Annotated in this window: 23 protein-coding genes; 22 read left to right on the plus strand and 1 reads right to left on the minus strand. The window is 49.5% G+C overall.

What is annotated here, in order from left to right:
* Positions 1-75: 75 nt before the first annotated feature.
* The gene (locus M3200_RS01505; protein ID WP_022381772.1) at positions 76-861 is read right to left on the minus strand and encodes an adenosylcobinamide amidohydrolase; all 786 of its coding nucleotides are present in this window, start codon (positions 859-861) and stop codon (positions 76-78) included.
* Positions 862-1,035: 174 nt separating this feature from the next.
* Between M3200_RS01505 and M3200_RS01510 the strand changes: the two genes are divergently transcribed.
* From M3200_RS01510 to M3200_RS01615, 22 genes are all read left to right on the plus strand, one after another.
* Positions 1,036-2,385: an LPO_1073/Vpar_1526 family protein gene (locus tag M3200_RS01510; protein WP_022381773.1), complete on the plus strand. Its 1,350-nt coding sequence runs from the start codon at positions 1,036-1,038 to the stop codon at positions 2,383-2,385.
* A 219-nt stretch (positions 2,386-2,604) separates the two neighbouring features.
* Positions 2,605-3,267: an L-serine ammonia-lyase, iron-sulfur-dependent subunit beta gene (sdaAB, locus tag M3200_RS01515; RefSeq protein WP_022381774.1), complete on the plus strand. Its 663-nt coding sequence runs from the start codon at positions 2,605-2,607 to the stop codon at positions 3,265-3,267.
* An 11-nt stretch (positions 3,268-3,278) separates the two neighbouring features.
* Positions 3,279-4,160, plus strand: a complete 882-nt coding sequence (gene sdaAA / locus M3200_RS01520) for an L-serine ammonia-lyase, iron-sulfur-dependent, subunit alpha (RefSeq protein WP_022381775.1) — start codon at positions 3,279-3,281, stop codon at positions 4,158-4,160.
* A 140-nt stretch (positions 4,161-4,300) separates the two neighbouring features.
* A complete protein-coding gene (locus M3200_RS01525; RefSeq protein ID WP_022381776.1) occupies positions 4,301-4,696 on the plus strand; it encodes a hypothetical protein in 396 nt (131 codons plus the stop codon).
* 106 nt (positions 4,697-4,802) lie between these two features.
* Complete coding sequence (cdaA, locus tag M3200_RS01530) at positions 4,803-5,627, plus strand: diadenylate cyclase CdaA (protein ID WP_022381777.1); 825 nt, start codon at positions 4,803-4,805, stop codon at positions 5,625-5,627.
* Positions 5,624-6,544, plus strand: coding sequence for a CdaR family protein (locus tag M3200_RS01535; protein WP_022381778.1), 921 nt, complete (start codon positions 5,624-5,626; stop codon positions 6,542-6,544). The genes cdaA and M3200_RS01535 overlap by 4 nt, the downstream gene beginning before the upstream one ends.
* A gap of 129 nt (positions 6,545-6,673) precedes the next feature.
* Positions 6,674-8,023: a phosphoglucosamine mutase gene (glmM, locus tag M3200_RS01540; protein WP_022381779.1), complete on the plus strand. Its 1,350-nt coding sequence runs from the start codon at positions 6,674-6,676 to the stop codon at positions 8,021-8,023.
* Positions 8,024-8,180: 157 nt separating this feature from the next.
* The gene (locus tag M3200_RS01545; RefSeq protein ID WP_022381780.1) at positions 8,181-9,119 is read left to right on the plus strand and encodes a cytochrome d ubiquinol oxidase subunit II; all 939 of its coding nucleotides are present in this window, start codon (positions 8,181-8,183) and stop codon (positions 9,117-9,119) included.
* 23 nt (positions 9,120-9,142) lie between these two features.
* On the plus strand, positions 9,143-9,328 hold the full coding sequence (locus M3200_RS01550; protein ID WP_022381781.1) for a hypothetical protein: 186 nt from the start codon (positions 9,143-9,145) through the stop codon (positions 9,326-9,328).
* Between the two features lie 120 nt (positions 9,329-9,448).
* Complete coding sequence (locus M3200_RS01555; protein ID WP_288178072.1) at positions 9,449-12,886, plus strand: DNA polymerase III subunit alpha; 3,438 nt, start codon at positions 9,449-9,451, stop codon at positions 12,884-12,886.
* A gap of 92 nt (positions 12,887-12,978) precedes the next feature.
* On the plus strand, positions 12,979-13,770 hold the full coding sequence (locus tag M3200_RS01560; protein WP_022381783.1) for an electron transfer flavoprotein subunit beta/FixA family protein: 792 nt from the start codon (positions 12,979-12,981) through the stop codon (positions 13,768-13,770).
* An 11-nt stretch (positions 13,771-13,781) separates the two neighbouring features.
* Positions 13,782-14,792, plus strand: a complete 1,011-nt coding sequence (locus M3200_RS01565; protein WP_022381784.1) for an electron transfer flavoprotein subunit alpha/FixB family protein — start codon at positions 13,782-13,784, stop codon at positions 14,790-14,792.
* Positions 14,793-14,847: 55 nt separating this feature from the next.
* On the plus strand, positions 14,848-15,726 hold the full coding sequence (locus M3200_RS01570) for an aminotransferase class IV (protein WP_022381785.1): 879 nt from the start codon (positions 14,848-14,850) through the stop codon (positions 15,724-15,726).
* A gap of 195 nt (positions 15,727-15,921) precedes the next feature.
* Positions 15,922-16,419, plus strand: a complete 498-nt coding sequence (gene ruvC / locus M3200_RS01575; RefSeq protein ID WP_287536675.1) for a crossover junction endodeoxyribonuclease RuvC — start codon at positions 15,922-15,924, stop codon at positions 16,417-16,419.
* Entirely contained in the window at positions 16,416-17,021 is a 606-nt protein-coding gene (ruvA, locus tag M3200_RS01580) for a Holliday junction branch migration protein RuvA (RefSeq protein WP_022381787.1), read from the plus strand. The genes ruvC and ruvA overlap by 4 nt, the downstream gene beginning before the upstream one ends.
* Positions 17,022-17,033: 12 nt before the next feature.
* Positions 17,034-18,125: a Holliday junction branch migration DNA helicase RuvB gene (gene ruvB / locus M3200_RS01585; RefSeq protein ID WP_022381788.1), complete on the plus strand. Its 1,092-nt coding sequence runs from the start codon at positions 17,034-17,036 to the stop codon at positions 18,123-18,125.
* The gene (locus tag M3200_RS01590) at positions 18,112-18,324 is read left to right on the plus strand and encodes a DUF2905 domain-containing protein (RefSeq protein WP_022381789.1); all 213 of its coding nucleotides are present in this window, start codon (positions 18,112-18,114) and stop codon (positions 18,322-18,324) included. Before ruvB ends, M3200_RS01590 begins: the two co-directional genes overlap by 14 nt.
* Before the next feature lie 5 nt (positions 18,325-18,329).
* Positions 18,330-19,661 (plus strand): SpoIID/LytB domain-containing protein, encoded by a 1,332-nt coding sequence (locus M3200_RS01595; protein ID WP_022381790.1) that lies wholly within the window; start codon positions 18,330-18,332, stop codon positions 19,659-19,661.
* Between the two features lie 65 nt (positions 19,662-19,726).
* Positions 19,727-20,746, plus strand: coding sequence for a tRNA preQ1(34) S-adenosylmethionine ribosyltransferase-isomerase QueA (gene queA / locus M3200_RS01600; RefSeq protein ID WP_022381791.1), 1,020 nt, complete (start codon positions 19,727-19,729; stop codon positions 20,744-20,746).
* A gap of 11 nt (positions 20,747-20,757) precedes the next feature.
* Entirely contained in the window at positions 20,758-21,867 is a 1,110-nt protein-coding gene (tgt, locus tag M3200_RS01605; RefSeq protein WP_022381792.1) for a tRNA guanosine(34) transglycosylase Tgt, read from the plus strand.
* Between the two features lie 80 nt (positions 21,868-21,947).
* A complete protein-coding gene (yajC, locus tag M3200_RS01610; protein ID WP_108850901.1) occupies positions 21,948-22,412 on the plus strand; it encodes a preprotein translocase subunit YajC in 465 nt (154 codons plus the stop codon).
* Positions 22,409-23,002 (plus strand): 5-formyltetrahydrofolate cyclo-ligase, encoded by a 594-nt coding sequence (locus M3200_RS01615; protein ID WP_022381794.1) that lies wholly within the window; start codon positions 22,409-22,411, stop codon positions 23,000-23,002. The genes yajC and M3200_RS01615 overlap by 4 nt, the downstream gene beginning before the upstream one ends.
* Positions 23,003-23,010 lie beyond the last annotated feature (8 nt).

A 23,010-nucleotide genomic window follows, 5' to 3' on the forward strand; every position in this document is an offset into this window, starting at 1 on the left:
ATCTTTTCCAATCATAGCAAAGCATGGTGCTTTTGTCTAATATTACTTATGCTCTGTAAATGGAAGCCTGCCGGATCAGCTTTTTTCAGAGAGTTTTCTCAAGCGGTCAATGCCCTGGGCAGGAGGCGTCCTTAGCAGGGAAGAGGCATTCCAGGGATGGTCATATGTTTCTATGCAGTCCCTGACCGACTCATAGGCGGCCTTTGAAAGAAGAGAGCCTAGGAGGGAAAAAGATCCGGCATCCGTGTATTTTTTCCCTTCTGGATCACAGATGAGGGTAATGCCGTCTGTGCATGTTCCTGTTGCAGGAAGGCCGTTATTGACATCAGCGATCCCAAGGTCCTGAAGGGCAGCGGATTTTCCTTCCGTCAGTGTAATCAGGGCTCTTGCCATGACACCTTCGGGAAGGAAGCCGCTGGCAATGATCATCATGTTGATTGTTCCGACCGGAAAGAAATGCTCGTCTTCTTCCCTGTAAAGGGCAGGGGAAGAAGCGCGGCAGGCTGTCTTTTCAACACCGCCTGTTGTAACGGCCTCTATGGTCATGCCGCCCGCGGAAAGCACTTTATGGGAATAGAGCCTGACGCGGGCAGCGGTCAGAAGGGAAGGACATTTCTCAGGGCTTTCTGTGACTTCTTCTGCGCAGATCTTCAGGTATGACTCAACCGACCCTCCCGGGAAATCCTGAAGGGATTCATAATACCCGGTCAGCTTCTGATTAAGAGCAGACCGTATGCTTCTGTATCCGCCTGCCCAGAGGGCGGTGGAAAGGGAATTCATGTCCCTGTCGAATTTTATCAGCAGTTTCTCATCCGAAATGGAAAGGCTCGCGCCTTTGGAAACAAGAGTGATTTTATCCATAATGAGTCCTTTCTAATTTCTACCTTATATAATTTAATTATACCATTGGGAAAAGAATGAAAAGTCATGACCGGTTTTCCTGATTTTTATCCCTTATTTGAAGTCGATGGCAAAGTATGATACCATGTAACTGAATTTTGTGTAATCGAATGTAATGGAAAATCAGGTGAATTCATGTTTATAATCCCGTATCTCGTACTGGCAGCTGTCGCGCTGCTTTTCTTCTTTATTTGCTACATGATGTTTTTCGGCGTGTCGGGAAGGAAGAAAACGGCTGATCACCGTGAAATAGAAAAGAAGGCATCCGAAGTTCCTTCACGGGAAGACATTGTAAAGAAGGTGCCTCTCCCCAAGAGCGAACCGCATAAGGAAAAGAAGCTCTATACGGATGAGAAGACGCAGATTCTTCCACCAAGGCTTGGAAAGACGAAGAAAGCCGAAGCCGATGAGGAGAAGACGAAAATTTTCTCCAAGGAAGAACTGGAAAAAACGGCAGAAAGGGATCCTGTGCCGCATGCCAAGGGACCGTTCCCGCCAGAACCCAATCCTGTCATCCTCAATGAGGAACCGGATGTGGATTCCCTTGAAGAATACTTTGTCAAACATTTCCTGAACCGCTACGGCGCCGTTTCCCATACGGTTGAGCAGGATACAAGGAAAGTGACGCACCGCCTGATCGACGGGCTCCATATGAGAAGAAAAGAAGCTGTGGATACGCTGACGCATATCATGGTGCAGGAAGCGCTCCAGAATGCACAGCGCACCTATGTCATGATGCCGACCGACACCGTTCTTGAAATGGTGAATGACGCATTCTATGATGTAGCGCATGGCAGCCGTTCCGATACGAAGACCATTCTTGCCTATGATGCGCTCCGCGCTATGCCGCGCATGGATGAGAGCGAATTCCATGCCCTTGCGCTCCTTCTTCTTTTCCATTACTCTAGAAATACAGACAATTACGATGCAGGCCACCTCAAATCCTACACCGAGAAGTATGTCGTTCCGTTTGTCGGAAAGCTTCCCGATGAATACAGCGGTTATCAGCAGCTTGAATACCTGCACTGCGTATCCCTTGAAAACAAGGATATCGCATTCGGACAGGTACTGCATGATTCCTACCCGCTCATTTTCGCATTCAGGGGCTGCATGAAGGCAGAACTCCTTTCCGTCTATCCGTCATGGCCGGAAGGGTCCATCGTCTCCAGCTTGTATAATTCTTACTACAAGCCGGCTGCTGTCGATGAATCCATGCTTTCCGAACTGATGAATGATATGGGAATCGAGGATACGGGCCGCAGGGAAGGCATCCTGGCCATCGTGGAATCAAGACCGGTTCCTTATGACAAGAAGGAAATGGAATACACGCTTGGCAAAATTTCTCCTGAACTGGAAAAAATGCGCGAAGCCTGGGATAACAGCATGCTGAGACGCTCGTCCCTGACACTCATGGGCATGTACATCGCAAAGATCTGCATCAGGGAAACCATCGGCGAAGATTTTGATTTAAGCCACTGGATGTAAATACCAAATGGAAATGAGAATATGTCATTTTCAGAAGAATATCGATGTAGTGAACAAGAACTATAACTTATATAGACAATTCAATGATAAAAATATATAATAGTGACAGCCTTAAACGATTTATGGTCGATGCAGGATCCCATAGAGGGCAGACTGTCACGAGGTCAAGGGAGATCTGCTGGAAACGGCAGATTTTTTCTTTTCAAAAAAGGGGGAAACATGGGTATTTTTGATATTATCGGACCAATCATGGTTGGTCCTTCGAGTTCTCACACGGCAGGAGCAGCGCGCATAGGCCTGATCGCCAGCCGCATCCTGGGAGAACCATTGAAGAAAGCGCACATTACTTTGTACGGCTCTTTTGCAAAGACAGGAAAGGGCCACGGTACGAACCGCGCTCTGGCGGCCGGCCTTATGGGCTATGCGCCTGACAGCGAAATCATAAGGACTGCGCTTGAAACGGCAAAGGAGAAGAGAATCGATATTGCATTCTCCCTTTCCAATGAAGTTGCAGGGCATCCCAATGTAGCAAAAATTGATGCGGAAGGCGTAAACGGTACAAAGGTCTCCGTTGTGGGAAGATCCCTTGGGGGCGGCCGCGTCATGATTACTGAAATAGACGGTTATGATGTGGAAATCAACGGCGAGGAATATACATTCCTGACACGCCATCATGATGTGCCGGGCATTGTAGCCGATGTATCCGCTATCATGGCTCAAGAAAACATCAATATTTCAACTATGCGCCTTTTCCGCAAGGGAAAGGGAACGGAAGCTGTCATGATCATCCATACGGACCAGTATGTACCAAAAGAGCTGGCCGCACGTATTGAAAAGGCAAATCCGAATATATCCTGCGCAATGACGCTTGAAATTATATAGAGGAGGTTATTGTGTATACTTATCATTCTCTGAAAGAATTGTTTGATTTGGCAGATAAAGCGGAATGCTCCCCGGGCATCATTGCCTGCCGGGCAGAAGCAGAAGAGAGCGAAAAAAGCTGTGAGGAAGTCTGGAACCGCATGAAAAAGACGATTCCTGTATTCAGGAATGCAATTCGTCAGGGACTGTCTGATACAGGAAAATCGGCAAGCGGCCTCGTCGGAGGAGATGCAAGCCGTCTCTATCACGGGAAGATGCGTTTCTTAAGCCCCATCTGCCAGAGGGCTGCTTCTTATGCGCTGGCAACCGCGGAATCGAATGCGAAGATGCACAGGGTCGTTGCCTGCCCGACAGCAGGTGCCTGCGGCATACTTCCGGCTGTCATTGCTGCAGTTTCCGAAGAAGAAAACTCCGGTGAGGAAGATATTACAAGAGCTCTCTTTACGGCAGGTGCCGTAGGAAGAATCGTTGCCGAGAAAGCATCGATTGCCGGCGCTGTCGGCGGATGCCAGGCAGAATGCGGGACGGCCTGCGGAATGGCAGCGGCGGCCGCTGTCGATCTGATCGGCGGCACGACCGAGGAAATGGGGCATGCCTTTGCCCTTGCCGTCAAGAACATTTTAGGCCTTGTCTGCGATCCGGTGGGCGGTCTTGTCGAAGTCCCCTGCGTGAAGAGAAATGCATTCCATGCCGTACACGCCCTGACATCGGTTGAAATGGTCATGAGCGGCATCAGAAGCGTCATACCTCCCGATGAAGTCATTGAAGCTTTGAACGATGTGGGCAGGAGACTTCCTGTGGAACTCAGGGAAACGAGTCTGGCGGGCCTTGCCATGACGCCAACCGGCAGAAGAATCAATAAGAGGCTGGAAGAATGCGCCCGCAAGGTGTGATCATATAGCAATAAAGAGCTGCGGAAAGCGAACTCGCGTGGATCCGCAGCTTTTTTGCTGAAGAAATAGACGTTTTCTTTTACAAATCGCCAAAACTGTGCCAAAATAAGTGAAGAATATATTCCTCTTTGGAGGCTCACATGGACTTTTTAATGATATTTCTTGCCATAGGATTTCTTGAGACCATCTGGATGTGGTCTGCTTCCCGAAAAAAATCACCAACCGTTATTTATCCGGTCTGGTATCGTCCTCTCCGGTTTCTTCTGATGGCAATTATTTTCCTTCCCTGCCTTCTGATTGCTTTCGATCTTTTTCCTTCCGAGGAATCTTTGCGTATGGCCGTTGCCGTTGAACTGGCTGCGCTTGTCCTCCTTTTCATGCTTGGCCGCGTGAAGGGGAAGAGAGTGGAAACAAGACCTGAAACGGAAGAAGAAAAAAATGCAAGGTGGAAAGCGCAGCGCTCGCAGGCAGGAAGCCTCTGGCTCATTACCTTTGCCGCATCGCTTGCCGCAGTCTATTTCATTTATTTCCGATAAATCAATGGTGCAATCGATATTTCACTATTGGTTTCATCCATGCTAAAATAAAAGAGTCAATCTAATTTATTCGTTTACTATTGCATACAGCTTAAAAGGAGTTTTTATGCTGAGTCAGATTCAAGGCTTGTTCATGACGATGCGCCTGTGGGATGTCCTGGATATCCTGGTCGTTGCATTTTTCTTATACCGTATATATATCCTCATCCGCGATACACGCGCGACAGCTCTTCTGAAAGGGCTCATTTTCCTGGGAATTTTCACTGTCCTGGCCGGATGGCTGCAGCTCCATGTCGTCAGCTGGATCCTGGACAAACTTATGACGGTCCTTATTGTCGCCCTCCCCGTCGTATTCCAGCCGGAACTCCGCCGTGCCCTTGAACAGATCGGCCGTGGCAAGTTCTACGTTTCCTCACGCATGATGAATGATGTGGAATGGGATCATGTCATCGGGGATGTCGTAGAAGCAGCCATGATCATGTCAGCCAATAAGATCGGTGCTCTTATCGTTTTTGAAAGAAGCGTCGGCCTTGATGACAGGATTGATACGGGCATCCGTATCGAGGGCCTTGTCTCCAAGGAACTTCTCGGAAATATTTTCATCGTCAATACACCGCTTCATGACGGAGCGGTCATCATCAGGGAAAACAGGGTCATGGCAGCAGGATGCCTTCTTCCTCTGACAAGAGACCATAGTCTTTCTTCCGAACTGGGCACGCGCCACCGCGCTGCTATCGGCATGTCTGAGCAGGCAGACTGCGTTGTCGTCGTCGTCAGTGAAGAAACAGGGATCGTTTCCTACACCTATGGCGGCAATATCCATCGCGGCCAGGATGCAGAGAGCCTCAGGAATGTCCTTAGAAATTACCTGATGCGTAGCAAGCCGAAGGGCGTCAGTGATGTGCTGCAGAAATGGAGTCCGCTTAAATGAAATATTCAAGAACGCAGTGGTGGCTGCCTAAGCTTCTTTGTTTAATAGCAGCCTGTGCTTTTTGGGTTTATGTCATGAATGAACAGAACCCTGTCATGGAAAACACATATACGATTCCTGTCGAGGTCAGAAACCTGGACCGTTCGCTTGTTGCAACGAATGTGCCTTCGAAGGTGCGCGTAAAAATCAGGATGTCCAGAAGCGATATGATATCTCTCCGTACGGATGATATCAAAGCCTACGTGGATCTTTCCGGTGTGACGGACGGCGATCATCCCAATACGCAGATCCATGTTTCCGTTCCGGGCGATGAAACAGTCCTCTCCGTATCCCCGCAGTTCTTCAATCTGAATGTGGATACGTACGCAGTGAAATCCCTGCCGGCTACGGTTGAGATCTTCGGCAACCCTGACCCGAACTTCACCGTGGGGGACAATAAGGTAACGCCCGGGTCCATCATGATTGCAGGCAGCTCTTCCAAGATTTCTGAAGCCAACAGAGCCGTTGTTTCTGTCAATATTGCAGGAAAAGACAAGAACTTCACCGAGTTTGATTCCGTCAATATTCTGGATGCTGACGGAAATACAGTGACCGGCCTTGAAATCATGCCAAGCCAGGTCAAGGTTTCTGTGAACGTCAAGGAAAACCAGAAGGTCGGGAACCTTCAGGTAAAGGCATCGACGAAGGGTGAAGTAGCCAAAGGCTACCGTATTACGGATGTCATCGTTACGCCTCCGGTTGCAACGGTAACGGCTCCGATCAGTTACTTTGACAAGAACAAGGCCATCGAGCTCGATCCCATCGACGTGACGGGAGCAAGCAAGGATGTCGTTCAGACGGTGAATGTACCGGCTCCTCTGGGAGGAAGCGTGGCTGTGCCGCAGGTAACGGTTACCATCAAGATAGAGAAGGATTGACAGGCAGTACCTTTCGGGCAGGTTTACCCTCCTTTACTGCAAAATAAAGTATGAATCGTACATCTTGACGAAATGATACTTTAGGGGTATGCTTGTTAGGTTATTTGTATGATTTTGGGAGGAACTTAAATGGTTACTTTATTTGGGACGGACGGCGTCCGCGGACTGGTCAATTCTACACTCATGCCGGAACTGGCATACCAGCTGGGACGCGCGGCTGGCGCTTATTTCTGTAAATCAGGCAAAAGTCATCGTTTCCTGATCGGCATGGACACACGTGTTTCCGGTCCGATGCTGACCGCTGCCATTTCTGCCGGATTATGCGCATCCGGAATCGATGTTGATATCGTCGGCGTGATTCCAACGCCTGGTGTTGCTTATCTGACAAAAACGGAAGGCTATGATGCAGGCGTCGTTATTTCTGCTTCACACAATCCGTTCCCGGATAATGGGATCAAGTTCTTTGACAAGAGAGGGTACAAACTGCCGGACCGTACGGAAGAAGAAGTTGAAAATATTCTCCGTCATGATGAAGAAATCATCCGCCCGACAGGCGACGGCATCGGAACGATCCGCCAGAGCCCTGAACTGGCTGCCAAGTACAGGGATTACGTCAAATCTACTGTCACCTGCAGCTTTGAAGGAATGAAGATCGTAACAGATTCCGCCAATGGCGCAGCCAGCGATTTCCTGCCGGAAATCTTAAGAGAACTCGGCGCTGACGTGACTGCCATTTTCCGTGAACCCAACGGCGTGAATATCAATAACGGCTGCGGTTCCACGCATATGGAAACACTGCAGAAGACCGTCGTTGAACTCGGTGCTGACTGCGGCATTGCCAATGACGGCGATGCAGATCGTTGCCTTTTCGTTGATGAAAAGGGCGAAGTCCTGGACGGCGATCATCTGATGCTGATCAATGCCCTTGAGATGAAGGAAGAAGGAAGACTCAATGATTCCATGGTTGTCGGAACTGTCATGAGCAACCTTGGATTTGGCAAAGCGCTCAGAGAGCATGGATGCAGGACCGTATCCACACAGGTCGGCGACCGTTACGTTCTTGAAGAAATGATGAAGCACAATTACTCCATCGGCGGAGAACAGTCCGGCCACATCATTTTCCCGGAATTCAATACGACAGGCGACGGTCTCATTACGGCTGTCCAGACACTTAAAGTCATGGAGAAGTGGAACAAGCCGCTTTCGGAAATGAATCATCTGATGGTGACCTATCCGCAGATCTTGAAAAATGTCAGGGTGTACAGCAAGAACGGCTGGCAGGATAATGAACTGATCAGCGATTCCATCAAGGCCGGCGAAGAGGAACTGGGAAGCGACGGGCGCATCCTCGTCCGTGCATCCGGTACGGAACCTTTGATCCGCGTCATGGGCGAAGGGAAAGAAATCAACCAGCTCGAAAGAATCATTGATGATATCGCATCCGTGATCGAACACGAACTCGGCGTTGAAAATAATTAATGGGAAAGCTGCTTCGGCAGCTTTTTCTAATGGAATCCCCCGATTTGCTTTTGTGAAATGAAATATTTTTGTCGCGCATAATGGGGATGTGGTATACTTTCAATGTGTATGGAAATGAATTTTCCGGCAGGTGCCGGCACATTGACGGAGGGGATTTATGGAATCGAATGCATTATTGCTGCCATTGTGTTTCTTTGGACTATATATGATATTGGAGGCAGCGGACTGGGGCCTTTGCCTTGCGGCTCCGATTGTCAGCAGGAACCGTGAAGAAAATAAAGCCATCATCGGTCTTTTAAGGCCTGGCCTTGATGGCAATGAACTTTGGTTTTTCCTTGGATTATTCATGCTGAGCGCCGCCATTCCGACGGCTTCGGAAACGCCGATCCATTCGGGGAATATCGTGCTCTGCGTGTTCGTCGTACTGGGGGCTTTGCTCCGGCTGGCTGCATCGTTCCTTCAGGATGCTTTTTCGTCTCCCATTGTTGTGAAGGCATTCAGCATCTTCTCATTCCTGGGTCTGGGCCTCATGGGGCTTTCCGGTTCATCCTTCATCATGGATGATGGATCCTTTGTGACAGTCCTTGGTATTTTCTGCGCATTATGGATGATCCTTGCCGCATTCCAGCTTGGATGCCTCTACGGCGCTGTCAAAGTGGTGAATCCTTTGGGTGAGCGCTTCCGCGCTGCATTCCTTGTGGCAAGCGTCCTGACGGTTGTCGTTTACATTATTCTGGCGATACTTCTCAAATCTAACGTGGGAAGTTCCCATATGTACGGAAGTTTCTTCTGGATGGGCCTTGTCGCAACAGCTATCCTTTTCCTCGTTGCTTTCTTCTTTACAAGAAGCAGGCATGTGAAGGTAGGACTTGCCGCTGCTTATTTATCTTCATTCTTTGCCATTTCCATTTACCTTTCTGCCTATGCCGTGAAGATCCCGCTTCTTTATAAAGTAGAAGTAGGGGCTTTGAAGAGCGCAATGGCGGCAGCACCTGGAACGGCACTGCTTGTCCTTGCCATCGTCTGGTCGCTTGGCGCATTTGTCTGGAAGCAGATCAGGAAAAAGCAGGAATATGAATGGCGTGACCATATTTAAAGGGGAATCCCTGGAGGCATATTATGGGCGAATTATACAAAACACAGCATACCATCGATGAAATGCTTGACCGCATGGGCGTCAAGATTGTTCTTGATTCGGAACATTTATCGGAAGAAGACAAGTTTGAAGCTGAGAAAAACGGTGCATCCGTCGTTCTGAAGAAGGTTTCCGACAAGGAAGACAAAAAAGACGGAAAAGACGAGTAAGCAATAAGGCTGCGGGGAAACCTGCAGCTTTTTTGTGTTTTCTTTCAGGCGGCCTGCCTTTATGCGTATGGTAAAATGATAAAAACAGCTTTTTAAATTACCGAAAGTGAAGTGAAGAGATTGGATCCTTTCGTACATCTGCATTCGCATACTGAATACAGCCTCTTTGACGGAATCAGCCGCATCGGAGAGCTCGTTTCCCATGTGAAGGAAATGGGACAGACCGCGCTTGCCATTACCGACCACGGCGTGATGTACGGCGCCATTTACTTATATAAGGAATGCATCAAGCAGGGAATCAAGCCGATTATCGGCTGTGAGATCTATGTCACGAGGGGAAGCCGCTTTGACAAGTCCGGAAACGGGAAGGAAAAACTGGCCCACCTGATCCTGCTTGCTGAAAATAATGAAGGATATCAGAATCTGATCAAGATATGCTCGAAAGCATGGACGGAAGGCTATTACCACCGCCCGCGAGCCGATCATGAGCTCCTTGAAAAGTATCATGAAGGCCTTATCGTGACATCTGCCTGCGTAGGCGGGGAAGTGCCGCAGGCTATCCTGAATGGCGATATGGATGAGGCAAGGAAGGTCATTGAATTCTACATCAATACGTTTGGCAAGGATAACTACTTCCTTGAAATCCAGAACCACGGTCTTCCTGAAGAAGCGGCTGTCCGTCCTGTACTGGCAAGTCTTGCCAAAGAATACGGACTTGGGCTGGTTGCGACAAACGATTTCCATTATACGAAAAAGGAAGATGCAAGAAGCCAGGAAATCAAGCTTTGCATTTCCACGGGAAAGACGCTGGATGATCCGTATCATTTCCATTTTGCCAATGATGAATTCTACTGCAAGAGCGGGGATGAGATGCGCGCCATTTTAGGAAATTTCCCCGGCGCTATTGAAAATACGAGGGTCATTGCGGACCGCTGCAATGTGGAGCTTACTTTCGGTGAGCACAAGCTCCCTTCCTTTGACGTGCCTGAAGGAGAGACTGCTGCATCGTATTTGAGAAAGCTCTGCGAAAAAGCACTTCCCGAGAGGTACGCTATCGTTACTGACAAGGAAAGAAGCCGCATGGATTATGAGCTCGGCGTCATCGACAAGATGGGATTTTCCGACTACTTCCTGATTGTCATGGATTTCATCCATTATGCAAAATCCCATGGTATTCCGATAGGCCCTGGAAGGGGAAGTGCGGCAGGAAGCATCGTTTCCTACCTCCTTCATATTACGGAAGTCGATCCGCTCCGCTTCGACCTCCTGTTTGAACGATTCCTGAATCCGGCCCGCGTTTCCATGCCTGATATTGATACGGACCTCTGCTACAGGAGAAGGGGCGAGGTCATTGAGTATCTTGCAAGGAAGTACGGCTCCGATCAGGTGGCGCAGATCATTACATTCGGCACTCTGGCGGCAAGGGCCGTCATCAGGGATGTAGGCCGAGTAACGAATATGCCGCTTCGCGAAGTGGACAGGATTGCAAAGATGGTGCCGGTCGGCCCGGGCGTCACTTTGAAGAAGACGATGGAAGGATCCCGCGAGTTCAGGGATCTCTATGATTCTGATACGACGGTCCACTGCCTAATCGATCACTGCCTTGACCTGGAAGGGATTTCAAGGAACTCCGGCACGCATGCAGCCGGAGTCGTCATCTGCTCCAAGCCTGTAGAAGAATATGTGCCGATCCAGCTGACGCAGGACGGGTTCATCCAGACGCAGTATGAAAAGGACCAGGTCGAACAGCTTGGGCTTTTGAAAATGGATCTTCTGGGCCTCAGGAACCTGACAGTCATCCATGATGCACTTGAAATGATCAGAGAAAACAGGGGCATCGATCTTGATATCAACAAGATACCAAGCGAAGATGAAGAAACATGCAAAATGCTCTGCGACGGTGATACGATCGGCGTATTCCAGTCAGAATCCTCCGGCTTTACAAGCCTTCTCATGCAGCTTCATCCGGAGCGTTTCGAAGACCTGATCCCGATGGTTGCACTTTACCGTCCGGGGCCTCTTGGAAGCGGCATGGCAGAAGATTTCATCAAGAGAAAACACGGCAAGATTCCTGTCGAATATCCGCATCCTTCACTGGAACCGATTTTGAAGGAAACGTACGGGGTCATCCTTTATCAGGAACAGGTCATGCAGATTGCATCCGTCATGGGCGGGTTCAGCCTTGGACAGGCAGATATGCTCCGCCGTGCTATGGGCCATAAGGAACCTGAAATCCTGCAGCAGAACAGGGAAACGTTCGTCGACGGCGCTGTTGCCAACGGCGTCGATGACCGCACGGCCAACTATGTCTTCGATCTCATGGTGCACTTTGCCGGTTACGGTTTCAATAAATCTCACAGCGTGTGCTATGGATGGATTGCCTGGCAGACGGCTTACCTGAAGGCGCATTACCGTCCAGAATTCATGGCGGCCATGATGACCTGCTACAACGGAGACCGCGACAAGGTCAGCCGCTATATTTCAGACACCCGCCGCGCAGGCGTTGTGATTGCTGCGCCTGATGTCAACTTGTCAGAGGCTTATTTCTCCGTCAAAGGCGATAAGATTCTCTTCGGCCTTGATGGCATACAGAATGTGGGCGAAGGCGCTGTCCGTTCTATCATCGAAGCAAGGAAACAGGGCGGCTTGTTCAAATCGCTTTCTGATTTCGTAGAAAGGGCAGACAACAGGGGACTTAACAGCCGCGCCTGTGAAAGCCTTATCCGCTGCGGCGCGCTGGATTCCTTGGGAGCCAACCGCTCGCAGCTTCTGGCGGCGCTTCCTGAAGCGCTTGGAGATGCGCAGTCGATCAGGAATGAACGCGCATCCGGGCAGCTCAACTTGTTCGGAGGAGAAGAAACGCCGGAGACGATCGTCTATCCGGACCTTCCTGATATGGACCCGAAAGAGAAAATCGAATGGGAAAGAAAACTTCTGGGATTTTATGTCAGCGGCCATCCGCTGGATTCCTATAAGGAACAGCTCAAAGCCTGCACGCCTCTTTACCATCTGACGGCAGAAGGAAATCAGTACGACGGCAGGATGGTGACGATAGGCGGAACGATTTCCCGCATCAAGGGCACGATGACAAAGAAGGGACAGCCCATGGGCTATGTCACGATTGAAGATTATGACGGCGAAGTGGAAACCGTCGTATTCCCGTCTGTTTGGGAAACAGTAAGGCCGATTCTTGCTGAAGATGCCGCTGTTGCCATCCGCGGGCGCGTGCAGGCCAACGAAAGAGATGTCAGGGTACTGGCTGAAGAAATCATCCCGCTTGACAAGCTTCGTGCATCCGCGCCGTCTCCGGCCGGAGTCCTTCACCTTTACATCGATGCCGCCCATGATTCCAATGAGGTCAGCCTGAGACTGGCAGGGCTTTTCCAGAAGCACCATGGCAAAACGCCGGTCATCATGCATATGATGCGGACCGGGCAGGAAATCCATGCAGCTCCGAAATTCTATGTTAACTACTCATCAGAGGCCGAAAGGGACTTCAGGATGCTTCTTGGAGAAAGAGCCGTTGCCCTTAGGAATTCCGGATCAGGGAATATTTGAACGAAATGATAATTTCATGCGGATTTATGCGCCGTATGGTATACTAAGACGAATGATTATTTTCAGAGATAAGCTTGTTAAAGGGGGCTATTATGAGGTTTCTGGTTTGCGTAAAACAGGTTGTGGACACCTCCAAAATGGAAGTTGACCCGAATACGGGTCGTTTGAACAGGAATAATGCAAACAGCATTATCAACCCGCTGGACCTTCATGCATTGGAAGCGGCTCTCGCTCTTCGCGATCAGGTTGGCGGCACAGTAACGGTTCTGACGATGGGACCGCCGCAGGCTGAACATGTACTCCAGTATGCAGTTTCCATGGGTGCTGATGACGTATATCTGGCAACAGACCGCGCATTTGGCGGCGCTGATACGCTGGCTACGAGCTATACTCTGGCAGCAGCCATCCGCAAATTGGGCAGCTTTGACCTGATTTTCTGCGGACAGGAGTCCCTGGACAGCAACACGGCCCAGATCGGACCGGAAGTCGCTGCAACGCTCAGCATGCCTGATGTAAGCGGCGCTGTCGATATTTCTTATGAAAGAGAAGGATATATCACAGTCAGAAGACAGCTCTCTGATGAGGATGAAGTGCTCGAAATGAAGCTGCCGGCTCTCATTACCACGGCTGAATCGCTGAATCGTCCCCGCTATCCAAGCGTTTTGGGAATCATGAAGAAAGATCATGTTGAAATCCATAAACTGACATCTGCTGATCTGGATGTCGATCCTTCCCGCATCGGCCTTACAGGTTCTCCGACACGCGTAAAGCAGGTCCGTCCTGTCGTTCCGCCGAAGAAGGAAAACCTCCGCATTGAAGGAAAGACGACGGATGAAGCAGTTGATTTGCTCTGCACGGCTATGCAGAAAATACATGTTATTTAAGGAGGGCAGCTATGGATTTTTCTGATTATAAGGGCATTTATGTCGTTGGCGCCCTCTTTGATGGTCATATCCGCAAGTTTACCGGCGAATTCACAGGCGAAGCCAGAGCACTGGCAGACAAGAGCGGAGAAGAAGTATCCGTTGTTCTTCTGGGAAGCGATCTGAAAGATGATCCGCAGTCTCTCATTGCATTAGGCGCTGATCATGTGTACGTGATGGATGATCCGCTCCTTGTACATTATGACGGACAGGCTTACCAGAAGGTTCTTGTCAAATTCTTCAGGGAAAAGAAACCGAGCACAGTCATTTTCGGCGCAACACCGAAAGGACGCGATCTGGCACCGCGCATTGCCGCTGATCTTGTCTGCGGCGTAACCGCTGATGTCACTGAACTTGACATCGATCAGGATACGGGCCTTGTCATCTGCTCAAGACCGGCAATGTCAGGCAACATCCTGGCTGATATCATCAGCCCGGATTACCGTCCGCAGGTCTGCACGGTACGCCCTGGCATTTTCCGCTCGCCAGCTCCCGATGCTTCCAGAAAGGGCGAAGCTGTCCATGTCAAAGTGGAACTTGAACAATCTGACATCGGAACCATCCTTAAGGAAATCCTTAAGGGCGAGAAGGATGAACATCCGATTGAAACGGCAAAGGTCGTCGTGGCCGGCGGACGCGGTTTCCACAGCAAGGAAGAATGGGACAGGCTCTATGAGCTCTCTGAACTTCTTGGCGGAAGCGTTGGATGCAGCCGCCCGATCTGCGAACTTGGCTGGGAGCCTAAATCCCACCAGATCGGCCAGACCGGCAAGGGCGTAGCTCCCAAAGTATACTTTGCCTTCGGCATTTCCGGCGTCATGCAGCATATGTGCGCAGTCAATGCGGATATTATCATTGCTGTCAACAAAGACCCGAATGCGCCGATCATGGCTATGGCAGATTATGCCGTTGTAGCCGATATCAAGGAATTTATCCCGCGCTTCATCGATAAAATCAAGGAATTGAAAGCAGAAAAAGAATAATTGATGTTATAATAATAAAGAAACCAGTAATTATTTCTGTATGGAGGTGAAACGTATGGCAGATACCAAGACTACCATATACTACAACCACAATTTCTATTATGATTTTTCCAAAATTATCAGCGCTGACGACAGAGGACTCCAGTTCGGCGACGGCTGCTATGAATGGATCCGCATTTTCAATAGTCATCCATTTGCCCTGTCCTATCATACTGACCGCCTGTACCGTTCGATGAGACTCTTAGGCATCCGTCCTGTCACAGCACCGGATGAATTTACTGAAATTGCCGAAGTTGTCATTGATGAATCCGGAATCAAGGAAGGATTCATGAAGATTATCGTAACAAGAGGCACTGGTGAACATGATTTCACCATTCCGGCCAGAAACAAACTTCAGCCGAACGTTCTTGTGTACGCAAGACCGCTTGATGAAGCATCCATTGCAAAAGTTCAGGACGGCGTCACCTGCATTACAGCAGAAGATGACCGCGGACATCACTGCGATATCCTTTCCCTGAATCAGCTGGATAATATGATGGCAAGGGCAGAAGCACAGAAAAAAGGATCTTATGATACGATTTTCATTAAAGACGGACTTCTGACTGAAGCATCCCATTCCAATGTATGCATCGTCAAGGCAGGCGTCATCTGGACACCGGCTACCAATGAGCATATGATCCGCGGAATTACACGCTCCCTTGTCCTGACAAGGGTTGCTCCTACCGCAGGCGTAACATCCATTGATGATGCAGCCGATCCGGTCAAGCTCGAAGACATGATGAATGCTGAAGAAGTATTCCTGACCAATACACAGGACGGCATCGTTCCAGTTCTTTCCATTGACGGCAAGAAGATTGGAAGCGGCGAAGTGGGACCTGTTACCAGAAAGATTCAGGAACACTACGCACATCTGATGAAAGACGGACTCGCATAAAGGCTTGTTGATAAAACCGCGCGGCAATTAGGGCCGTGCGGTTTTTCATTGCAGGATCCTTTCAGGGAATTCATGCGGCTTTGGAATCTATGTTCTTAAAAACTATGAATCATCTGGCAGTTTAGTATATAATAAGAAGAACTGTCATTTGATTCGCGAAGGATGAATCTGTCCAGGAGGAAGAAACGGGGGACCATGAGGGTACTTGGCATTGATCCCGGAACCGGAAGATGCGGTTTCGGAGTCGTTGAGAAACGGGGAAACCAGATTATTCCCATTAACTACGGAGTCATTGAAACGTTCAAGGATCAAAGCGATCTGGAACGTCTGAATATCGTTTATGAAGGAATCGGAGAGCTCATTGCAACATACCGTCCTGAATTCATGGGCGTGGAAACTCTTTATTTCAATACGAATATCACGACCGGCATCAAGGTCGCGCAGGCAAGGGGCGTCATCCTTCTTGCAGGCTACCGGCAGAATGTGCCGATCATTCCCGTGACGCCGCTGCAGGTCAAGCAGCAGATGGCGGGATACGGCAGGGCGACAAAGAAGCAGGTCATTGAAATGGTCATGCGGATGATGAATATTACCAGGAAAATCGACCCTGATGATGCTGCCGATGCGCTCGCCATCGGACTTACAGCCATTTATCATGTGGAACACCGCAGTTTGTTTGAGAGGGAAAAATGATCGGATATATAAAAGGAATTGTTTCCGGATTTCCAAAAGATGCATGCTTTCTTGAAACCGGAGGGATTGGATACAGGATTTTCATCTCGGAAAGAACAAGATCTCTTCTCCATATCGGGGAAGAGGCAAGACTTCTGACATACATGGCTGTCCGCGAGGATGCTATACTCTTATATGGATTTCCGGAGCAGGATGAATATGATTTGTTCCTGATCCTGATTTCCGTTTCCAAGATAGGCCCCAAAGTGGCAATAGGCATCCTTTCTTCCATGACGCCGGATGCCTTTGTCTGCGCGATCGTATCAAGAAATGTGACAGCTCTTACGAAACTTCCGGGAATCGGAAAGAAAACAGCAGAGCGGCTGGTCGTCGAGCTGAAGGACAAGGTGGCAAATCTTGAAATGGAAGGTGTTTCAATGGATGGCGAAGATATCGCGGCAGCTGACAGCGGTCTTATAGGACAGGCATCGCTCGCCCTTTCCGGTCTCGGCTATTCCAGTGAGGAAGTGCTGCCTCTCCTTAAGAAACTGGCGCCCGATCATCCTGCGCTTTCAGATTTGATCGGCGCTGTGCTTCGTGAGTTTGGCAAAGCGCAGGGCTAGGGGAGATGAATCATGAAGAATAAATACATAAAAAGCCTAGGCGGAGAAAAGGATGAAGAGGTGCTTGGAAGCACAGGACGCATCGTTTCCACGGAAGAATCTTCCAAGGATGCCTGGCAGACGTCTCTCCGTCCTCAGCGTCTCGACGATTATATCGGGCAGACTGCCTTCAAGAACAATCTGAAGGTCTATATTGAAGCCGCCAAAGGGAGAGGCGAATCCCTGGACCATGTCCTTCTCTACGGGCCTCCGGGGCTCGGGAAAACGACCATGGCCAAAATCATTGCCAATGAGCTGGGCTCACAGTTCAAGGTGACAAGCGGCCCGGCGATTGCGCGTCCTGGCGAGCTTGCTGCCATTCTTACCACGCTGCAGGAACATGATGTCCTTTTCATTGATGAAATCCACCGGTTGAACAGGAGCGTCGAAGAAATCCTCTATTCTGCGATGGAAGACTTCGCGCTTGATCTGGTCATGGGAAAGGGGACGGGTGCGACATCTGTCCGCATCAACCTCGCTTCGTTCACGCTGATCGGTGCTACGACAAGACCGGGCTCTCTTTCAGCACCTTTGCGTGACCGCTTCCTGATCAATCATCATATGGAATTCTATGAACCGGATGAATTGAAGCACATCATCACCCGCGCGGCCGGTATTCTTAATATCGAGATTGAAGAGAGCGGGGCGGCAGAGATTGCCCGCCGCTCAAGGGGGACGCCGCGTATCGCCAACAGGCTCCTGAAGAGGATCCGTGATTTTGCACAGATCAAAAACAGCGCCATTACAGCGGAAATCGCATCGGAAGCTATGGAAGCGCTCCATGTGGACGATATCGGTCTTGATGATCTGGACAATGAGATCCTGAAGTGCATCATTTACAAGTTCAACGGCGGTCCGGTCGGGGTGGATACGATTTCAGCCGCAGTCAGCGAGGAACGCAATACGATTGAAGATGTGTGCGAACCATACCTTATGCAGATCGGTTTCATCTCCCGTACGCCCCGCGGCAGGATTGCCATGAAAGCGGCTTACGACCATATCGGAGCCGTCTGGGATAAGAAACCGGAAGAGGTTCTCAGGGAGGAAGCAGATGGGGATCGGTAAGACACTTGTTATCCTTGGAATTATTTGTATTGCAGCCGGGCTGTTTTTCATGGCAGGCGGAAAGCTTTCTTTTCTGGGGCACCTTCCCGGCGATATTCATTTTTCCAAGGGCAATACGGATGTTTACTTCCCATGGGTATCCTGCCTTGTAGTCAGCATTGTTGGTACGGTTCTGTTGAACCTGTTTTTCAGAAGGTGAACGCTATGAGACGAAAAATCATTACGATTGCCCTGGCAGCGCTTATGGCAGCAAGTGCCGGCATCAGCGCAAAAGCCGAGGCGATTCCCATCCAGAGACGTCCTGTAACGATTACGCATATGTCAGTGCCGGCCGTGCCGGCTTCTCCTTCAGTAAAGAAAACGGCTTATCAAAATGAAAAGACCATTTCAAAAGCCGGATCAAAGACTGAAAAGGAAGAGAGAAAGGACGAGAAGCCTATAAGCACGAGTCCTTTGATTGAAGTAGGGCTCATTTCCGGATGTGAACTTCGCCTTGCCGGCGCTTCCGACTTTAATGCAAAAGCCGGGGGAAAGACCATCGGGAAGTACAAGACAGGCTCTGTCGTAGTCCTTACGAGAAAAGGCAGCAATGTGTATGTGAACGGCAAAAAAGCAGGCCGTGAGGTTCTTTTCGCGCCCGCGCGCAATGTGCCCGGTTTTCTTGTCAAGGGAAACAAGTACAGGGGAGATATGAAGGCTATTCCCTCAAGATGGGGAAATGGAATCACGCTCATCAATGTGCTTCCCATGGAAGATTACCTGAAGGGCGTCGTACCAAGTGAAATCGTTCCATCCTGGAGAATGGATGCAATCAAGGCGCAGGCCGTTGCCGCGCGCACCTATGCGACGTACCACAGGAATGGATACCGGTCATCCGGCTACGATGTGACCGATGATACAAGGACTCAGGTCTACCGCGGCTTTTCAGCGGAAACAGCAGCTACAAACCGCGCAGTTTCCGAAACGGCCGGTGAAGTTGTCACCTATGCAGGAAAGCCGATCGATGCACTTTTCCATTCAAGCGGCGGCGGCTTTACCGAAAACAGCGAAAATGTATGGGGATCCGTCATTCCTTACTTAAGGGGCGTCAAGGAAGAATCAAGCACTTATCTCATGACACCATGGAAGAAAACAATGACGAGGGCATCTTTTACCAAGAGCCTTGAAAATGCCGGATACAAGATCGGTGACCTGAAGAGCATCAAATTATCCCATCTGAAAAAAGGCGAGGCCAATCATTCTTCCGACAGGGGAATTTCCGGCCGCGTCAAGTCAGTTGTCTTTGTCGGCAAGAAGGGACGTGCGACCGTTTCAGGTGAAAGGCTGCAGAGGCTTTACGGCCTGGACAGCACGCTTTTCGATATTTCTGCCAAGGGAAAAGAACTGACGATTACAGGGTATGGATACGGACACGGGCTCGGGCTTTCCCAGTGGGGAGCCGAGGCAATGGCTGAAAAGCATGGTGACGGGAAAAATTATTATAAAACAATTTTGTCCCATTATTTTACAGGCACAAAAATAGAGAAGATTTATTGAATCGTGCCTTCAGCATAAAAATGCTGAAACAATCAATTATAAAGAAACGGGAGTTAGATTAAGCAATGAAATTAGAAGAATTCAATTACGATCTGCCAAAAGAATTAATTGCACAGGAACCGGCTGAACCAAGAGATTCCTGCCGTCTGATGATGCTCGATAAGAATACGGGAGAGTGGGAGCATCATGGATTCAGGGATATTCTGAACGAAATCCGCAAAGGAGATATTTTCGTATTCAACAACACAAAGGTTATTCCGGCCAGACTCTATGGCAAGAAAAAAGACACCGGCGGAAAAGTGGAAATGCTTCTCCTGACTCCTAAGGGAAATGATGTATGGGAAGTCCTTGTCAACCCGGGAAGAAAAGCACTTCCTGGAACGGAAATTGAATTTTCCGATGACTGTTACTGCAAGGTCCTTGACAAGACAGAATTCGGCGGACGCCTTGTAGAATTCCATTACAACGGCAATTTTGACAGCCTTCTTGACCAGATCGGTGAAATGCCGACTCCTCCTTACATCCATAAGAAGCTGGATAATAATGATGAATACCAGACCGTCTATGCCAAGTACAAGGGATCGGCCGCAGCCCCGACAGCAGGACTTCATTTCACGCCAGAACTGATGGAAGAAATGAAGAAAAAAGGAGCAGAACTCCTCTTTGTAACACTTCATGTCGGCATCGGTACTTTCCGTCCGGTATCGGAGGAGAATATTGAAGATCATGAGATGCATAAGGAATGGTACACCGTCAGCGAAGAAACGGCTGAGAAGATCAATAAAGCCAAAGAAGAAGGCAGAAGGATCATTGCCGTAGGCACGACGTCCGTCCGCACGCTGGAATCTGCCGGCCAGAGCGGAAAGCTCAAGAGTGGCAGCAACTGGACGCAGCTTTATATCTATCCGGGATACCAGTGGAAAATGGTCGATGCCATCGTCACCAACTTCCATCTCCCTGAATCCACACTCATTATGATGATGGCTTCCTTTGCAGGAAGAGAACATATCCTGGCCGCTTATGAAGAAGCTGTGCGCCAGAAATACCGTTTCTTCAGCTTTGGCGATGCCATGTTTATCAGATAAGGAACGATTCCATGGTAATTAATTACGAACTGATTGCAGAAGACAAGAAGACAGGGGCGCGCGCAGGGCTCCTTCATACGCCGCACGGGACGTTCAAGACACCGATGTTCATGCCGGTAGGAACGCAGGCGACGGTCAAGACAGTAACGCCTGAAGAACTGGAAGATATGGGAGCGCAGATCATTTTATCCAATACCTACCATCTTTTCCTCCGCCCGGGAACAGACCTTATCAGGGAAGCCGGCGGCCTTCATTCCTTCATGAACTGGCCGAAGGGCATCCTGACGGACAGCGGCGGATTCCAGGTATTCAGCCTTGGCGCTATGAGAAAAATCACTGAGGAAGGCGTCCATTTCCGTTCCTTCCTTGACGGCTCCAAACAGTTCCTGTCCCCTGAAGTATCCATCCATGCGCAGGAAGATCTCGGAAGCGATATCGCAATGGCATTTGATGAATGCATTCCTTATCCGGCCGATTACAAGTATGCGGACCAGTCCACGGCAAGAACGACCCGCTGGGCAGAAAGATGCATCAAGGCGCACACAAGGGAAGACCGCGGCATGTTCGGCATCGTGCAGGGCGGCATGTACAAGGATTTAAGAAAGAGAAGCGCACTGGAAATTTCCTCCAGGCCCTTTGACGGCATAGCCATCGGCGGACTTTCTGTAGGCGAGCCGCATGACATCATGTACGATATCCTCGAATACACGACGCAGTGGCTTCCGACAAATAAAGCAAGATACCTCATGGGCGTAGGAACGCCGGACTGCCTTGTGGAAGGCGTGGCAAGAGGCATCGACATGTTCGACTGCGTATTCCCGACACGCGTGGCAAGAAACGGGATGGCCATGGTCCACAGCGGCCGCATGAACATGAAGAACAAGAAGTACGAAAGAGACTGGGCGCCGCTTGAGGAAGGATGCCACTGCTATACATGCACGCATTACAGCCGGGCGTATATCCGTCATTTGTACAAGTCCGAAGAGCTTCTGGCTTTCCGTCTGGCCACGATCCACAACCTGTACTTCCTTCTGCAGTTCATGAGAGACATGCGCCAGTCGATCATTGACGGGAATTTCAGCGAATTCCGTGAGAATTTCATGAGCGGCTACAAAAGATAAAGAAATTAAAGACAGAGCCCGATTTGTTGTGGTAAAATAAACGATATGAGTTTACGGAGGTGAATGAATTGGAACAAGCGATGAACTTTTTGAGTTTAGTATGGCCTTTCCTGATCCTGATTGCCATTTTCTACTTTTTCATGTATCGTCCGCAGAAGAAGCTGCGCCTTGAAAGAGGAAGATTTTTGCTGTCCTTGAAGAGGGGAGACCATGTAGTTACTTCCGGCGGCGTGCACGGCGTGATCAAGGTTCTGCGTGATAAGTATGTAGAACTGGAAATTGCACCGAAGGTCGTCATCAAAGTTGAAAAATCTGCCATCCAGCATGGAGATGTCAAGCTGATTGATGAAGAATCTGCCAAGAAGGCAGTTGCCGACGGAACTGTGAAGACTGTACAGAATCCTGACGGCAGCGAAACTCAGATCGTTGAAGAAGTCGTTGAAGTAGATGATCCGAAAGATGCGGGCACAGAGGTCATTGAGGAAGTTGTCGAAGAAGACGCTAAATCTACTGAAAAGGCACCGGCGAAAGAGGAAAAGAAATGACAGAATCGAATCCTTCAATTTCCGAAAGGAAAAAGGGGCTTCGGCAGAAGATGCTCGCCATGAGGCGGGCTCTTTCTGCTAATGAAACGGAGAGCAGGAGTTCCTCTCTTAAAGAGAATATCCTTTCACTTCCGGAATACAAGAACGCGAAAAAGATCATGGCTTTCCTTGCCATGAAAGGGGAATCCAATCTGGACGGATTCATCAGGCAGGCTCTTCTTGATGGAAAAGAAGTCTACATTCCTGTGTGCCTTCCTGAGCGCCAGATGGAAGCAGGACGCCTGATTGATATGGAACACTCCGAAAAAGGGCCGCTGGGTCTTAGGAATCTTCCTGCCGGTTATGAAGTGACCAGTCCCGAATCGCTCGATCTGGTATTGATACCAGGACTTGCTGTCAGCCAGGAAGGAATCCGCCTCGGCATGGGTGCAGGATATTATGACAGATATCTTGCCCGCGTCCCGTTTGAGAAAAGAGTGGCAGCCCTGTGGGATTTCCAGGTGATTCCGGATATCCCGTCTGAACCGTTTGATCAGAAAATAGCGAAGATTGTAACCGACAAATCTGTCATCGTTACGAAAAGAGGTTGAAGTTTTGG

The organism is Dialister sp. CAG:357, assembly GCF_000435155.1.
GTDB classification, from domain to species: domain Bacteria; phylum Bacillota; class Negativicutes; order Veillonellales; family Dialisteraceae; genus Dialister; species Dialister hominis.

Coding starts and splice junctions, on each gene's coding strand:
- queA (WP_022381791.1), top strand. CDS start 19,727: ATGAAATTAGAAGAATTCAATTACGATCTGCCAAAAGAATTAATTGCA.
- M3200_RS01550 (WP_022381781.1), top strand. CDS start 9,143: ATGGGCGAATTATACAAAACACAGCATACCATCGATGAAATGCTTGAC.
- M3200_RS01565 (WP_022381784.1), top strand. CDS start 13,782: ATGGATTTTTCTGATTATAAGGGCATTTATGTCGTTGGCGCCCTCTTT.
- ruvC (WP_287536675.1), top strand. CDS start 15,922: ATGAGGGTACTTGGCATTGATCCCGGAACCGGAAGATGCGGTTTCGGA.
- cdaA (WP_022381777.1), top strand. CDS start 4,803: ATGCTGAGTCAGATTCAAGGCTTGTTCATGACGATGCGCCTGTGGGAT.
- M3200_RS01510 (WP_022381773.1), top strand. CDS start 1,036: ATGTTTATAATCCCGTATCTCGTACTGGCAGCTGTCGCGCTGCTTTTC.
- M3200_RS01560 (WP_022381783.1), top strand. CDS start 12,979: ATGAGGTTTCTGGTTTGCGTAAAACAGGTTGTGGACACCTCCAAAATG.
- M3200_RS01525 (WP_022381776.1), top strand. CDS start 4,301: ATGGACTTTTTAATGATATTTCTTGCCATAGGATTTCTTGAGACCATC.
- ruvA (WP_022381787.1), top strand. CDS start 16,416: ATGATCGGATATATAAAAGGAATTGTTTCCGGATTTCCAAAAGATGCA.
- sdaAB (WP_022381774.1), top strand. CDS start 2,605: ATGGGTATTTTTGATATTATCGGACCAATCATGGTTGGTCCTTCGAGT.
- M3200_RS01595 (WP_022381790.1), top strand. CDS start 18,330: ATGAGACGAAAAATCATTACGATTGCCCTGGCAGCGCTTATGGCAGCA.
- M3200_RS01535 (WP_022381778.1), top strand. CDS start 5,624: ATGAAATATTCAAGAACGCAGTGGTGGCTGCCTAAGCTTCTTTGTTTA.
- ruvB (WP_022381788.1), top strand. CDS start 17,034: ATGAAGAATAAATACATAAAAAGCCTAGGCGGAGAAAAGGATGAAGAG.
- glmM (WP_022381779.1), top strand. CDS start 6,674: ATGGTTACTTTATTTGGGACGGACGGCGTCCGCGGACTGGTCAATTCT.
- M3200_RS01590 (WP_022381789.1), top strand. CDS start 18,112: ATGGGGATCGGTAAGACACTTGTTATCCTTGGAATTATTTGTATTGCA.
- M3200_RS01615 (WP_022381794.1), top strand. CDS start 22,409: ATGACAGAATCGAATCCTTCAATTTCCGAAAGGAAAAAGGGGCTTCGG.
- M3200_RS01505 (WP_022381772.1), bottom strand. CDS start 861: ATGGATAAAATCACTCTTGTTTCCAAAGGCGCGAGCCTTTCCATTTCG.
- yajC (WP_108850901.1), top strand. CDS start 21,948: ATGAACTTTTTGAGTTTAGTATGGCCTTTCCTGATCCTGATTGCCATT.
- M3200_RS01570 (WP_022381785.1), top strand. CDS start 14,848: ATGGCAGATACCAAGACTACCATATACTACAACCACAATTTCTATTAT.
- tgt (WP_022381792.1), top strand. CDS start 20,758: ATGGTAATTAATTACGAACTGATTGCAGAAGACAAGAAGACAGGGGCG.
- M3200_RS01545 (WP_022381780.1), top strand. CDS start 8,181: ATGGAATCGAATGCATTATTGCTGCCATTGTGTTTCTTTGGACTATAT.